Below are 14030 nucleotides of genomic sequence, written 5' to 3'. Positions count from 1 at the left end.
CGGCCTATCCCAGCGTCGCCGACAGCCGGTCGAGCCGCGCGACCGTCTCGGCCTTGCCGAGGATCTCCATCGACTCGAACAGCGGCGGCGACACCCGGCGACCGGAGACGGCGACCCGCAGCGGACCGAAGGCCACCCGCGGCTTGAGGCCCAGGCCCTCGACGAGCGCGTCGCGCAGGGCGGACTCGAGCGCGTCATGCGTCCACTCGGCCTCCGGCACGAGCTCCAGGGCACCGAGGGATGCGGCGAGCACCTCGCCGGCGTTCTCCGGAAGCGAGGCGCGCGCGTCATCGGCGACGACCAGGGAGGATGCGTCGGTGAACAGGAAGCCGAGCATCCCGGGCGTCTCGCCCAGCAGCTGCACCCGCTCCTGCACGAGCGGTGCGGCCTTCACCAGCACGGCGTGCTGCTCGGGCGTCAGCGGCTCCTGCACGACGCCGGCTGCCACCAGGTACGGGATGGTGCGCTCGGCGAAGTCGGCGACGTCGAGCAGCCGGATGTGGTCGCCGTTGATCGACTCGGCCTTCTTCAGATCGAAGCGGGCCGGGTTGGGGTTGACGTCCTTCACGTCGAAGGCGGCGACCATCTCCTCGAGCGAGAAGACGTCGCGATCGTGGGTCAGCGACCAGCCCAGCAACGCCAGGTAGTTCACCAGTCCCTCGGGAATGAACCCGCGGTCGCGGTGGTGGAACAGGTTCGACTCGGGGTCGCGCTTGGACAGCTTCTTGTTGCCCTCGCCCATGACGTACGGGAGGTGCCCGAAGCGCGGGACGAAGGTGGTCACTCCCGCGTCGATGAGCGCGTGGTACAGGGCGATCTGGCGCGGAGTCGACGACAGGAGGTCTTCCCCGCGGAGCACGTGCGTGATGCCCATCAGCGCGTCGTCGACCGGGTTCACGAACGTGTACAGCGGGTGGCCGTTGGGGCGGACCACGACGAAGTCGCTGAACGATCCGGCCTTGAAGGTGATCTCTCCGCGCACCAGGTCGTCGAAGCTGAGGTCGTCGTCGGGCACCCGCAGGCGGAGCGCAGGCTCGCGACCCTCGGCGCGGTACGCCGCCTTCTGCTCCTCGGTCAGGTCGCGCTCGAAGTTGTCGTAGCCGAGCTTCGGGTCGCGCCCGAGCGAGACGTTGCGCGCCTCGATCTCCTCGCCGGTCGCGAAGCTCTCGTAGATGTGGCCGGACTCGCGCAGTCGCGCGATGAGGTCGCGGTAGATGTCGTACCGCTGCGACTGCCGGTAGGGCCCGTCGGGGCCGCCGACGTCGATCCCCTCATCCCAGTCGAGGCGCAGCCAGCGGAGCGCCTCGAGGATGAGCTGGTAGCTCTCCTCGCTGTCGCGGGCCGCGTCGGTGTCTTCGATGCGGAAGATGAGCTTGCCGCCGGTGTGCCGGGCGTAGGCCCAGTTGAACAGCGCCGTGCGGATCAGGCCCACGTGGGGCGTGCCGGTCGGAGACGGGCAGAAGCGCACGCGCACATGGGCGCCGGTGGCATCGGAGAAGGGGTGAGCGATCGAGTCAGACATACGACTCCGATCCTACCGGGAGGGCTACTTCGGGGCGCGCACCGGATTCACCAGCGACCCGACGCCCTCGACCTCCACCTCGACGGTGTCGCCGGCCTTCATCGGCCCGATTCCGGACGGCGTTCCGGTCAGGATGACGTCCCCCGGCAGCAATGTGAAGACGCTCGACGCGTAGGCGATGATCGAGGGGATGTCGTGCACCATGTCCGAGATCGGCGCCTCCTGCTTGAGCTCGCCGTTGAGACGGGTCCGCAGGACGGCGTCCGCGGCGAGCTCGGTGTCGATGACCGGCCCGAGCGGGCAGAAGGTGTCGAAGCCCTTCGCGCGCGTCCATTGCCCGTCCTTCTCCTGCAGGTCGCGCGCGGTCACGTCGTTGGCGACGGTGTAGCCGAAGATGTGGTCCGCAGCGTCTTCCGGCGCCACGTTCCGGGCGATCTTGCCGATCACGACGGCCAGCTCGCCCTCGTAGTCGACGCGCTCCGACTGCGGCGGGATCACGATAGCGTCACCGAGGCCGATGACCGCGGTGTTCGGCTTCAGGAACAGCAGCGGCTCACCGGGCGCCTCACCGCCCATCTCGGCGGCGTGCTCGCGGTAGTTCTTGCCGACCGCCACCACCTTCGAGCGCGGGATGACCGGGGCGAGCAGCGCGCCGACCTTGGCCAGTGGGACGCGCTCACCGGTCGTCTCGAAACCGACGAACAGGGGGTCGCCGGCGAGAACGACGATGGCGTCCTCGTCGATGATCCCGTACTCGATCACCGGGCTCTTCTCGCCGTCGCGGGTGTGGCTGAATCGTGCGATCTTCACGCGTTCGAGCCTAGCGCCGTGAGGATGCGCCCGAGCGCGGGTGTCGGGATGCCGTGCCGCTCGCCGATCCGGAGCAGCGCGCCACCGAGGGCGTCGAGTTCGCTGGGCGCGTCGGCGGCGAGGTCCTCCTGTAGGGAGGTCCGCATCCCACCGGGGACGCTTCGGAGGGCGCGCACCAGGTCGAGCTCCGAGGCGGGGACACCGTCCGCGGTCGAGCAGGCGACGACCTCTGAGACGACCGCCTCGGTCAGTTCCGGATCCTCGCTCAGTGCGGCGCCCGCCGGCTGCCGCCAGTACGAGGTCAGCAGCGCGAGGGACGCGAGCAGACGAAACTTGGCCCACAGGACCTCCGCCTCGCTCCCGCCCACGCGAACGCTCGGGCCGGCATCGGTCAGCGCGAGCACGGCCGCGAAGCCGGAGGCCGCCTCGGGCGCCTCGATGCGGACGAACGGGCTGCGGTGGTCGATCACCGTGGTGGATGCGCGCAGCGCGGACACCGCGACGGACGCACCCGCGACGGGAACGTCGGGCAGGGCGCTGCGCAGCGGGACCATGTGCTCCACACCGTTCAGGAACGAGATCACCTCGGCGGGGCGCGCCGAGACGATCCCCGGAAGCACGTCATCCAGGCCGTACGCCTTAGTCGTCAGGATCACGCTGGCACCCTCCGGGATGCCCGTCTCGGCGCGCACACGCTGCACACCGTTTCCGAAGAGCTGACTCCGCACCTCGATGCCGTCCCGGCGGATCGCATCGACCGTCGCGGGACGGCCCACCGCGACGACCTCATGGCCTGCTCGCTGCAGCAGCCACGCGAAAAGCCCACCGACCGCGCCAGGTCCGACGACCGCGAACACCGAATTGTCACCCATGCTTCGACACTAGTCACCCGGACGAACGGAGGGGCCGGTCGGCCGCCCCCTCGCTTCACACTCCGACGGAAACGGAGGAGGCCGCCTCCTGATCGGCTTGCAGCGCGCGAAACGGAGGCCGGACAGCAGCCGGATGCGGCGAAACTCCTCCGTTCCCGGACGCGGTGGCTCGCCGTTCGACCCGGCTCACCACGACGAAACGGAGGGGATGCTGGCCGTCATGGCCGGCATCCCCTCCGTTTACGCACATTCGCGGGCCCCCTGGAGGAGAACTCCTCCGTTCTCGACTGCCGCCTCAGGCGTCCAGCCGGTACATCCAGTTGTGGCGGTCACGCACGCGGCCGTACTGGATGTCGGTCAGCTCCTGGCGGAGCGACATCGTCAGCTCGCCGGGAGGAGCGGTGACGTCTCCCACAGTGAAGGTGTCCGACTTGAGTTCGCCGATGGGAGTGATCACCGCGGCGGTCCCGCAGGCGAACACCTCGACGACGTCGCCCGACTCCACTCCGTCGCGCCACTCGTCGATGGTCACGCGGCGGCGCTCCACCGCGTGGCCGCGATCGCGCGCCAACTGCAGCACCGAGTCGAGCGTGATCCCCTCGAGGATGCTGTCGGATTCCGGGGTCACCAGCGTGCCGTCCTTCTTCACCAGCACCACGTTCATCCCACCGAGCTCCTCGATGTACTTCCCCTCGACCGAGTCGAGGAACAGCACCTGCGCGCAGCCGTGCTCGTACGCCTCGGCCTGAGGAAGGAGGCTGGAAGCGTAGTTGCCGCCGGTCTTCGCGGCGCCGGTGCCGCCCTTGCCCGCGCGGGACCAGTGGTCGGAGAGCCAGATCGACACGGGCGCGACGCCGCTCGGGAAGTACGCCCCGGCCGGGCTGGCGATCAGGTAGTAGGCCACCTTGTTCGCGGGGCGCACCCCGAGGAACGCCTCCTTCGCGAACATGAACGGCCGCAGGTAGAGGCTCGTCTCAGCCGCGTCCGGCACCCAGTCGCCGTCGACCGCGATCAGCTGCTTGAGCGAGTCGAGGAAGTACTCCACCGGCAGTTCCGGGAGCGCCAGCCGGTACGCCGATCGCTGCATGCGCGCGGCGTTCGCCTCCGGCCGGAAGCCCCAGATCGAGCCGTCGGCGTGGCGGTACGCCTTCAGGCCCTCGAAGATCTCCTGCGCGTAGTGGAAGACGGCGGCCGAGGGCTCCAGCTGGATGGGCCCGTACGGCGACACGCGCGGCCGATGCCAACCGCCCTTGGCGGACCAGCAGATGTCGACCATGTGGTCGGTGAAGTAGTTGCCGAAGCCCGGGTCGGCGAGGATCTCCGCGCGCTCAGCCGCCTCGCGGGCGGCTTCGTTGCGGGAGACGTTCCAGAGCAGGCCCGAGGTCTCGGTGGGGCCGCTGGTGAGAGAGATGCTGGTGGAGGTCATGACTTGTCCTTTACGCGACGGTGAATCAATTCTGCGCCACTCGTCCGGCGATCGCGTCGCCGATCTCGGCAGTCGTTCGCGGAGCGCCCGTGCGGGCGGCGAGGTCGGCGGTCACCGCGGACTCGACCCGCTCGGCGAGCTCGGGCTCGCCCAGGTGGCGGAGCAGGAGCGCCGTGGAGAGGATCGCGGCGGTGGGGTCGGCCTTCTGCTGGCCGGCGATATCGGGGGCCGATCCGTGAACCGGCTCGAACATGCTCGGGAAGGCCCCGGTCGGGTTGATGTTGCCCGAGGCCGCCAGCCCGATGCCGCCGCTGATCGCGGCCGCGAGGTCGGTGAGGATGTCGCCGAAGAGGTTGTCCGTGACGATCACATCGAATCTAGCAGGATCGGTGACCAGGAAGATGGTCGCGGCGTCGACGTGCAGGTAGTCGACTGCGATCTCGGGATGCTCGGCTGCCACGGCATCCACGATCCGCTTCCACAGTCCGCCGGCGAACGTGAGCACGTTGGTCTTGTGGACGAGGGTCAGCTTCTTGCGTCGCTGCGCAGCCTGCTCGAACGCGTAGCGGACCACGCGCTCCACCCCGTATGCGGTGTTCACGGATACTTCGTTGGCGATCTCGTGCGGCGTTCCCTGACGGATCGCTCCGCCGTTGCCGACGTACGGGCCCTCCGTGCCCTCCCGGACCACCACGAAGTCGACCTGGCCGGGATTCGCGAGCGGGCTGGCGATGCCGGGGAACAGCGTCGTGGGCCGCAGGTTCACGTAGTGGTCGAGCGAGAACCGCAGCTTCAGGAGCAGGCCGCGCTCGATGTTCGCGCCGGCCAGTCTCGGGTCACCCGGCTTGCCGCCCACGGCGCCGAGCAGGATCGCGTCGTTGCTTGCAATCGCCTTGAGGTCGTCGTCTGTCAGCACATCGCCGGTGGCCAGGTAGCGGTCGGCACCGAGCGAGAAGTGCGTCTTCTCGAACGTCAGCCCGTTCTCGCCGGTCACCGCGTCGAGAACCTTGACCGCCTCGGCGATGACCTCTGGTCCGATCCCGTCACCCGGAATGACGGCGAGCTTGACGGAACGGGACATGGCACTCCTGCGCTGTTCGATGGCGGAACGGTACTGCCACCCTATCGCCGCGCACCGACGCGACGGACTCGCTCCGTCGCCGTCAGGAACGGACCCGGCGGAGAGTGACCAGCGCGACGACAGCGGCCGTCGCGACCAGCGCGACGCCGATCACGGCGGTCACGCCCACACCGCTGTCGAAGGCGGCGCGGGCCGAGCGCAGCAACTCGTCGGCCAGCGGGGCCGGGAGGCCGCGGGCGACGGATACGGCTCCCCCGAGCGTCTCCCCGGCGGCGTCCGCCTGCGACGCGCTCAGCCCCGACGGCACGACGAGGGCCGCGCGGTAGGACACCGTGATAAGCGTGCCCAGCGTCGCGGTGCCGAGCACGGCACCGAGTTCATAGGCCGTCTCCGAGACAGCGGAGGCCGCGCCCGCCTTCGCCGCCGGAGCGGTCGAGATCACCAGCTCGTTCGAGACCGTCTCGGCCGCGCCGATCCCGGCGCCGAGCAGGACGAAGGCCGCGAGCAGGATGCTCCACGGCGCGTCGCCTCCGGTCAGCGCGATCAGAACGTAGCCGGCGGCGGACAGCGTCAGCCCCGCCGCGATCACCACCCCCGGCCGGATGCGGCGGGCCACCGGAACGACGACCAGTCCCGCGATGATCATGGTGACGAGGCCCGGCAGCAGCACGAGGCCCGACTGGAGCGGCGTCAGTCCGATCACCAGCTGCAGATGCTGCGACACGAAGAACAGGAATCCGACGAGGGACACGACGCTCAGCAGATTGACGACGATCGCGCCGCTGAACGCGGGACGCGTGAACAGCCGCATATCGAGCATCGGCACCGGGCGATGCAGCTGACGGCGCACGAAGAGCGCCCCGGATGCCACGCCGATCGCGATCGCGATCACGGCCAGCGCCGAGAAGCCGTCGACCGCGAGCGACTTGATGCCGTAGACGATGGGCGCCATCGTCAGCAGCGACAGCACGATGCCCAGCGCATCCACCGGGCCCGGGGAGGGGTCGCGGGACTCGCGCACCAGCAGCGGCGCAAGCACCAGCAGCGGGATGAGGACGGGAACAGCGAGCAGGAACACGGAGCCCCACCAGAAGTGCTCCAGCAGCAGTCCACCGACGATGGGCCCCAGCGCCGAGCCCGCAGCGAACCCGGCCGCCCAGATCGCGATCGCGAGGCGGCGCTGCTCGCGGTCGGCGAAGACGCTGCGCAGGAGCGACAGGGTCGACGGCATGAGCATGGCACCGAACACACCGAGCGCGGCGCGCGCCCCGATGAGCAGCTCGGCAGTGGGGGCGAAGGCCGCCACAGCCGAAACGGCGGCGAAGCCGGTGGCCCCGATGAGCAGAAGGCGGCGGCGGCCGATGCGGTCGCCGAGGCTCCCCATCGCGACGAGCAGCCCCGCGAGCACGAGCGGGTAGATGTCGACGATCCACAGCATCCCCGTCGCGCTCGGCTTCAGGGCCTCGGAGATGGAGGGGAGGGCGAAGCTGAGCACCGTGTTGTCGACGGAGACCAGGAGGGTCGGGAGCATGAGCACCGCGAGGGCGGCCCACGCGCGGCCGCCGGCACGCGGCGAGCGGGCGGCGGAGGCGAGGGACGGAGCGGTGACCGAGGACATGCGTTTACTGTACCGTCTGGACGGTACAGTGGCAACTCCCGGCGGACTAGCATGTGCACATGCCGAGTGACTCCCCCGCCCCCTCCCGCTCCGCCCGCGATCGCGTCCTGGATGCCTTCGAGGAGCTGCTGGCCGAGCAGAGCGAGCGCGCAGCGACCCTCGACGCGGTGGCAGCGCGGGCCGGCGTCTCCAAGGGCGGCCTGCTGTATCACTTCGCGTCGAAGGAGGCGCTGGTCGGCGGCGTCCTGGATCGGTTCACCGACCTGATCGCCGACGACGTCGAGCAGATGCGTGCTGCCCCGGCAGGCCCCGTGGACTACTTCTTACGCACATCCATCCCGACCGACTCCCGGTTCGAGCGGGCGATCGTCGCGATCGCCCGGCTCGCGCAGGCCGCGGACACCCGCGCCCGGGATGCGCTCGCCGGCGCCCAGCGGGTGTGGCTCGCCGTGCTCGAAGAGGCGGTCGGCGATCCCCTGGCCGCTCGCATGGTCATGCTGATCGGCGACGGGATGTACTACAACACGGCCCTCCTCCCCGCGACCAACACCGTCCTGCGGGATGAGACCGACGTCGACGAACTGATCGCCCTGGTGCGGAGGATCGCGGAACCGACGCGCTGACGCACTGACCCCTCCCGACCGCGCTCAGCCCAGCGACGACAGGAGCCGCGACAGCGACCGCGCGGTGCGGTCGTCCGCGGCGGCAGCGATCGCCGCGCGGAGGGCGTCCGCCGACTCGGCGTTCCGCCCGGCTTGCCGCAGCAGATCGGCTCGGACGGCATGCGCCTGCGCGGTCAACGGCTCGCGGAAGAGCGCGGGATCGGCGGCGAGCTCGGCGAGGGCGACCTCCGGACCGGCGTCAGGGCTGTGGCCGAGGGCGACCAGCCGCCCCAGCCGCGCCGACGGGCTCGGCCACTGCCGCACCAACCCGTCGTAGAGGCGCGCGATCGCGGGCCAGTCGGTGGCCTCCCAGGTCGGCGCGATCGCATGCAGTCCGGCGATGCCCGCCTGAAGCGCGTACCGTCCATCGCCAGCGAGCGCGGTCGCGGCGAGCCGTTCCCCCTCCGCGATCTGGGCGGCATCCCAGCGTGACCGGTCGGCCTCGCGCAGCGTCGCGAACTCGTCGGCCGCGGTGAGGCGCGTCGCCTGACGGGCCTCCGTCAGCAGCAGCAGCGCCAGGAGCCCCGCGCTCTCGTCATCGAGCGCGTTTCGGCGGGCGTCGCGGGCGAGCGCGATCGCATCCTGCCGCAGGGCGTTGTCCGCCGTCTGGTGCCCGACCGTGTACAGCAGGTAGATCGTGGTCAGGGCGTCGGGCATCCGTTCGGCAACAGCGACGGGGTCGTCCAGGACGAAGCGGAGGTCAGCAGCGTGGATGCGCTTCTTGGCCCGGGTGATCCGTGCCGCCATCGTCGTCTCGGAGACCAGGAAGGCGTCGGCGATCCGCGAGGTGGGCAGGCCGCAGACGAAGCGGAGGGCCAGCTCCACTCGTGCTTCGGGAGTGAGCCAGGGATGCGCGACCAGGAGGATGAGCTCCAGCCGCTCGTCGCCGGTGAACACGGACTCCTCCCCCCGTTCGGCGTCGTCGGCGATCGCACGCTCGGCGCGGGCGATTTCGGCCGCCAGCGCCGGTGCCGACCGCGCGGCGGTTCTCTCACGCCGCAGTGCGTCGAGGGCGACGCGGCGCGCGACTGTGGTGATCCAGGCGGCCGGGTTCGCCGGCGCCCGTCCGCGCGCCGCCTCGGCGAGGGCGCGTGCGAACGCCTCCTGCACCGCGTCCTCGGCAAGCAGGAGGTCGCCCGTCGTGCGTGCGACCGCTCCGAGGATGCGCGGCGACTCCTCGCGCCAGGCGCGATCGAGCCGCTCACGCTCCGACGGAGCGGTCGGCGTCACTCAGCGCACCGCGTCCAGGACCAGGACCGGGTAGAGCTCGATCCAGCCGTGCGTCGGGCACAAAGCCGCCAGCTCCCGTGCCTGCTCGGGGCTCGACGCGGTGAAGCCGTAGAAACCGGTGACGACCTCGCTGGTCTCGCCGAACGGTCCGTTCGTGAAGACGGGCTCACCGTCGGACCCGTGCGTGATCCGGGTGGCCTGGGTGACGGCCTGCAGGGCGCTGCTGGCCGTGATCCGCTCGCCCGCCGCTGCGACGGCGTCCTGGAAGACCTTGTGACCCGCCATCCCGGCTTGCCACTGTTCGGCTGTCATCTCATCGGGGTTCCAGTTCGGCTCTTGGATGAGCAGAACGTACTCGTCAGACATGGTGTCTCCTCGTTCGTAGGGATATCGACACCCTTACGACGCAAGTAGGCCACACGAATCGACAGGCGGGAAGAAGAATCTTCCTCGCGTTCAGGACTCGGTGATGTCGATCTCCTGCATGAGGTCGGCGTCGATCGCGAGGCGGACCTTCTCGAGCAGCCCGTCCGGCACGCGAGAGTCGACGGTCAGCACGCTGAGCGCCTTGCCGCCGGCCGACGTCCGGGCGACCTGCATGCCGGCGATATTGATGGCCGCTTCGCCGAACTCGCGTCCGTAGACCGCGACGATGCCGGGGCGGTCGTCGTAGACCATGACCACCAGGTGCTCCGCGACCGGCACCTCGACGTCGTAGCCGTTGATCCCGACGATCTTCTCGATCTGCTTGGGGCCGGTGAGGGTGCCCGCGACGGAAATCTGCGAACCGTCGCTGAGAGCGCCGCGCAGCGTGATGAGGTTGCGGTACTCCTCGCTCACCGAGTCGGTGATCAGCCGCACCTCGATGCCGCGCTGCTCGGCGAGCAGCGGCGCGTTCACGTACGAGACCGTCTCGCTGACGATGTTGGTGAAGATGCCCTTCAACGCTGCGAGCTTCAGCACGCTGACGTCGTAGTCGGCGAGTTCTCCGCGGACCTCGACATCGACGCTGGTGACCGGGCTGCTGGCGAGGCCCGAGAACACCTGCCCGAGCTTCTCGACGAGCGGGATGCCGGGGCGCACGTACGGGTCGATGACACCGCCGGCGACGTTGACCGCGTCCGGAACGAGCTCGCCGGAGAGCGCGAGGCGCACTGAGCGTGCGACCGAGACGCCCGCCTTCTCCTGCGCCTCATCGGTGGAGGCGCCCAGGTGCGGGGTGACGACCACGTTCTCGAGCGCGAGCAGCGGCGAGTCCTGGGGCGGCTCCGACACGAAGACGTCGAGGCCGGCCCCCGCGATGGTGCCGGTGGTGAGAGCGCGGTGAAGCGCATCCTCGTCGATCAGGCCGCCGCGGGCGACGTTGACGACGAACGCGGTGCTCTTCATCAGCGCCAGCTGGTCGTCCGAGATCATGCCGGTCGTCTCCGGTGTCTTCGGCATGTGGATGGTGACGAAGTCGGACTGCGCCAGCAGCTCGTCGAGGCTGACCAGCTGGACGCCCAGCTGCTGGGCGCGGGCGCTCGTGACGTACGGGTCGTACGCGATCACATTCGTGCCGAACGCCTGCAGCCGAGCGGTGATGAGCGCGCCGATGCGGCCGAGGCCGATGATGCCGACGGTCTTCTCGTACAGTTCGACACCGGTGTACTTCGACCGCTTCCACTGCCCCTGGGCGAGGGCGCTGTGAGCGGCCGGGATGTGGCGGGCGAGGCTCAGGATGTGACCGACCGTGAGCTCGGCCGCCGAGATGATGTTGGAGGTCGGGGCGTTGACGACCATGACGCCCGCGTTGGTGGCCGACTTGATGTCGACGTTGTCGAGGCCGACGCCCGCTCGCGCGATGACCTTCAAGTTCTTGGCAACGCCGATGACCTCGGCGTCGACCTTCGTCGCGGAGCGCACCAGGATCGCGTCCGCGTCGGAGACTGCGGAGAGAAGGGCCGGGCGATCGGTCCCGTCGACCGAGCGGATCTCGAAGTCGGGCCCGAGGGCGTCGACGGTGGCGGGCGAGAGTTCTTCGGCGATCAGGACGACCGGCTTTGTCACGTGGCAGTTCCTTAGAAGGGAGGGCTGGCTTGGGAGGTGCACCACGGTCGGTGGGGCGCGGAACGGGTTAACTCTAGCGGGGCGTCAAGCGCCCTTTTCGCCGCGTTACGCGGACTGTGGACGGTCGCGGGAGAGGATGGCCTGGTGACACCTTTCGACATCGCACAGCTCGTGGTCCGCATCCTGCTCGCGATCGTGTTCGTCGCGATGGGTGCCCTGCACTTCGTCCCCGGGCCGTCGCGCGGGATGGCGGCGATGATCCCGCCGGCCCTGCGGATCGTGTCGCCACGCGCACTCGTCGTGTTCACCGGCCTGTGCGAGCTGGCGGGTGGCATCGGGCTGCTGGTGCCGGCGACACGGGTCGCCGCGGCGATCTGTCTCATTGTCTTCCTGGTGGCGGTTTTCCCCGCGAACGCCTACGCGGCGGGAAAGACCGACCGCTTCGGCGCCTTCGCGACGCCGCTGGTCCCGCGGGCCATTCTGCAGGTGGTGCTGATCGGGCTCTGCGTGTTCTGCGCCCTGTGACGACGGCTCAGCGAGCCAGTGCAGCCATGACGAGGGCGTCGTGGACGGTCGCGGGATCGGTGATGTCGTAGACCGCGTCGCCGCCTCCTGGGCCGCTGGGCGCTCCCCGAGCGCTGTCGCGGGCGGACAGGTGGACCGCGTCGATCCCGGTGGCCGCGAGCGAGGGGATGTCATCGACACTCACGCCCCCGCCGGCCATCACCTCCAGGCGTCCGGCGAAGGCGTGGGACAGAGCGCGAAGCCGAGCGACGCCATCGATGCTGCGGGACGCACCCCCGGAGGTGAGGATGCGCGTCACGCCCAGCGCGACGAGTTCTTCCGCGGCGGCCATGGGATCGGCCACGACGTCCATCGCGCGGTGGAACGTCACCTGCAGGGGTCCCGCCTCTTCGACGATCCGTTCGACGGCATCGCTGTCGATCCGCCCGTCGTCCGTGAGCGCACCGACGACGACGCCGCCGGCGCCCGCTTCGCGCGCGAACCGCACATCGCCGAGGATGGTCGCCAGCTCGTGGGCATCGTAGGCGAACCCGCCTCCGCGCGGCCGCACCAGCACATGGACGAACTGGTCGCGGCCCCGACACTACTGCGCGGCATCAGCCCCGCATCAGTCCTGCATCAGTTGCTGTCGACCTCAGCGGGCGACCTCGCCGTCGACGTAGTCGTCGTCGTTGGACGCGTTCCACGCGAAGAGCTTGCGCAGCTCGCGGCCGGTGGCCTCGATGGGGTGCTGCTCGCCCTTCTTGCGGAGCTCCAGGAACTCGGGCGCGCCCGCATCCTGGTCGGCGATGAAGCGCTTGGCGAAGGTGCCGTCCTGGATGTCGGACAGCACAGCCTTCATGTTCTCCTTCACGTGCGGGTCGATGACGCGCGGGCCGGAGACGTAGTCACCGTACTCGGCTGTGTCGGAGACGCTCCAGCGCTGCTTGGCGATGCCGCCCTCCCACATGAGGTCGACGATGAGCTTGAGCTCGTGCAGCACCTCGAAGTAGGCGACCTGCGGCTGGTAGCCGGCCTCGGTCAGGGTCTCGAAGCCGTACTGGACGAGCTGCGAGACACCGCCGCAGAGCACGGCCTGCTCGCCGAACAGGTCGGTCTCGGTCTCCTCGGTGAAGGTGGTCTTGATGCCGCCGGCGCGCAGACCGCCGATGCCCTTCGCGTACGAGAGGACGAGCGGCCAGGCGTTGCCGGTCGCGTCCTTCTCCACGGCGACGATCACGGGGACGCCACGGCCGGCCTCGTACTCACGGCGGACCGTGTGGCCCGGGCCCTTGGGCGCGACCATGATGACGTCGACGCCCTCGGGGGCCTCGATGTAGCCGAAACGGATGTTGAAGCCGTGTCCGAAGACGAGGGCGTTGCCCTCCTGCAGGTTGCCCTGGATGTCGTCGGCGTACAGGTGACGCTGGACCTGGTCCGGAGCCAGGATGACGATGACGTCCGCCCAGGCCGCGGCGTCTGCCGCGCTGAGGACGCGGAAGCCCGCCTCTTCGGCCTTGGGCTTCGACTTCGAGCCCTCCTTCAGGCCGATGACGACCTCGACGCCCGAGTCGCGGAGGTTCTGGGCGTGGGCGTGGCCCTGGGAGCCGTAGCCGATGACCGCGACCTTCTTGCCCTGGATGATCGAAAGGTCTGCGTCGTTGTCGTAGTAGATCTCAGCCACTGGTGCTTTCTCCTTGCTCATTGGTTCGAAAAGTCAGTTCTTTCGTCGCCCGAAGGGCGAGTCAGTTCTTGAAGACGCGTTCGGTGATGGACTTGCCGCCACGGCCGATCGCGAGGAGGCCGGACTGCGCCATCTCCTTGATGCCGTAGGGCTCGAGCACCTTCAGCAGCGCCTGGGTCTTGCCGCTGTCGCCCGTGACTTCGATCACGAGCGCGTCGGTCGCGACGTCGACGACGCGGGCGCGGAAGAGGTTGACCGCCTCGAGCACCTGCGAGCGCGTCGAGTTGTCCACCCGCACCTTGATCAGCAGGTGCTCGCGCTGCACGGACTGTGCGGCATCGAGTTCAACGATCTTGATGACGTTGATCAGCTTGTTGAGCTGCTTGGTCACCTGCTCGAGCGGGAGTTCCTCGACGTCGACGACGACCGTGATGCGCGACAGTCCGTCGACTTCGCTGGTACCCACCGCGAGCGAGTGGATGTTGAAGCCGCGGCGGGCGAAGAGTCCCGCGACGCGGGTCAGCAGGCCGGGCTTGTCCTCCACGAGGAGGCTCAGAACGTGTGTGCTCATG

The 14030-nt window shown here is 69.6% G+C and carries 14 protein-coding genes; 2 read left to right on the top strand and 12 right to left on the bottom strand.

Features of this window, described 5'->3' with window-relative positions; genetic code table 11:
• Positions 1-4: 4 nt before the first annotated feature.
• The 6 genes from gltX to AB4Y74_RS06330 all read right to left on the bottom strand — a co-directional run bounded on the left by gltX (position 5) and on the right by AB4Y74_RS06330 (position 7329).
• Positions 5-1522, bottom strand: coding sequence for a glutamate--tRNA ligase (gltX, locus tag AB4Y74_RS06355; protein ID WP_441798271.1), 1518 nt, complete (start codon positions 1520-1522; stop codon positions 5-7).
• A gap of 24 nt (positions 1523-1546) precedes the next feature.
• On the bottom strand, positions 1547-2332 hold the full coding sequence (locus tag AB4Y74_RS06350; RefSeq protein WP_441798270.1) for a fumarylacetoacetate hydrolase family protein: 786 nt from the start codon (positions 2330-2332) through the stop codon (positions 1547-1549).
• On the bottom strand, positions 2329-3204 hold the full coding sequence (locus AB4Y74_RS06345; RefSeq protein WP_441798269.1) for a ketopantoate reductase family protein: 876 nt from the start codon (positions 3202-3204) through the stop codon (positions 2329-2331). Before AB4Y74_RS06345 ends, AB4Y74_RS06350 begins: the two co-directional genes overlap by 4 nt.
• A gap of 295 nt (positions 3205-3499) precedes the next feature.
• Positions 3500-4630, bottom strand: coding sequence for a branched-chain amino acid aminotransferase (locus AB4Y74_RS06340; RefSeq protein WP_441798268.1), 1131 nt, complete (start codon positions 4628-4630; stop codon positions 3500-3502).
• A gap of 25 nt (positions 4631-4655) precedes the next feature.
• Positions 4656-5711, bottom strand: coding sequence for a 3-isopropylmalate dehydrogenase (locus AB4Y74_RS06335; RefSeq protein ID WP_441798267.1), 1056 nt, complete (start codon positions 5709-5711; stop codon positions 4656-4658).
• An 82-nt stretch (positions 5712-5793) separates the two neighbouring features.
• A complete protein-coding gene (locus tag AB4Y74_RS06330; RefSeq protein WP_441798266.1) occupies positions 5794-7329 on the bottom strand; it encodes an MFS transporter in 1536 nt (511 codons plus the stop codon).
• A 59-nt stretch (positions 7330-7388) separates the two neighbouring features.
• Here AB4Y74_RS06330 and AB4Y74_RS06325 point away from each other — a divergent pair, with 59 nt between their 5' ends.
• Positions 7389-7952, top strand: coding sequence for a TetR/AcrR family transcriptional regulator (locus AB4Y74_RS06325; protein WP_441798265.1), 564 nt, complete (start codon positions 7389-7391; stop codon positions 7950-7952).
• A 24-nt stretch (positions 7953-7976) separates the two neighbouring features.
• On the opposite strand, the gene AB4Y74_RS06320 is transcribed toward AB4Y74_RS06325, so the two are convergent.
• The 3 genes from AB4Y74_RS06320 to serA all read right to left on the bottom strand — a co-directional run bounded on the left by AB4Y74_RS06320 (position 7977) and on the right by serA (position 11270).
• Entirely contained in the window at positions 7977-9221 is a 1245-nt protein-coding gene (locus AB4Y74_RS06320) for an RNA polymerase sigma factor (RefSeq protein WP_441798264.1), read from the bottom strand.
• Positions 9222-9587, bottom strand: coding sequence for a YciI family protein (locus tag AB4Y74_RS06315; RefSeq protein WP_441798263.1), 366 nt, complete (start codon positions 9585-9587; stop codon positions 9222-9224).
• Between the two features lie 90 nt (positions 9588-9677).
• On the bottom strand, positions 9678-11270 hold the full coding sequence (serA, locus tag AB4Y74_RS06310; RefSeq protein ID WP_441798262.1) for a phosphoglycerate dehydrogenase: 1593 nt from the start codon (positions 11268-11270) through the stop codon (positions 9678-9680).
• A 144-nt stretch (positions 11271-11414) separates the two neighbouring features.
• On the opposite strand from serA, the gene AB4Y74_RS06305 reads away from it, so the two are divergent.
• Positions 11415-11795, top strand: coding sequence for a DoxX family protein (locus AB4Y74_RS06305; protein WP_441798261.1), 381 nt, complete (start codon positions 11415-11417; stop codon positions 11793-11795).
• 7 nt (positions 11796-11802) lie between these two features.
• Here the strand turns inward: AB4Y74_RS06305 and AB4Y74_RS06300 are convergent, their stop codons facing one another.
• The 3 genes from AB4Y74_RS06300 to ilvN form a co-directional block, all read right to left on the bottom strand.
• On the bottom strand, positions 11803-12345 hold the full coding sequence (locus tag AB4Y74_RS06300) for a copper homeostasis protein CutC (protein WP_441798260.1): 543 nt from the start codon (positions 12343-12345) through the stop codon (positions 11803-11805).
• 84 nt (positions 12346-12429) lie between these two features.
• Positions 12430-13458: a ketol-acid reductoisomerase gene (ilvC, locus tag AB4Y74_RS06295; protein WP_441798259.1), complete on the bottom strand. Its 1029-nt coding sequence runs from the start codon at positions 13456-13458 to the stop codon at positions 12430-12432.
• Between the two features lie 61 nt (positions 13459-13519).
• Positions 13520-14029, bottom strand: a complete 510-nt coding sequence (gene ilvN / locus AB4Y74_RS06290; protein WP_441798258.1) for an acetolactate synthase small subunit — start codon at positions 14027-14029, stop codon at positions 13520-13522.
• Position 14030 lies beyond the last annotated feature (1 nt).

It is taken from the genome of Leifsonia sp. RAF41 (assembly GCF_052114085.1).
In the GTDB taxonomy this organism is placed as follows: domain Bacteria; phylum Actinomycetota; class Actinomycetes; order Actinomycetales; family Microbacteriaceae; genus Leifsonia.
The sequence above is the reverse complement of the archived record's forward strand: the minus strand, read 5'-3'. Positions and strand labels throughout refer to the sequence as shown.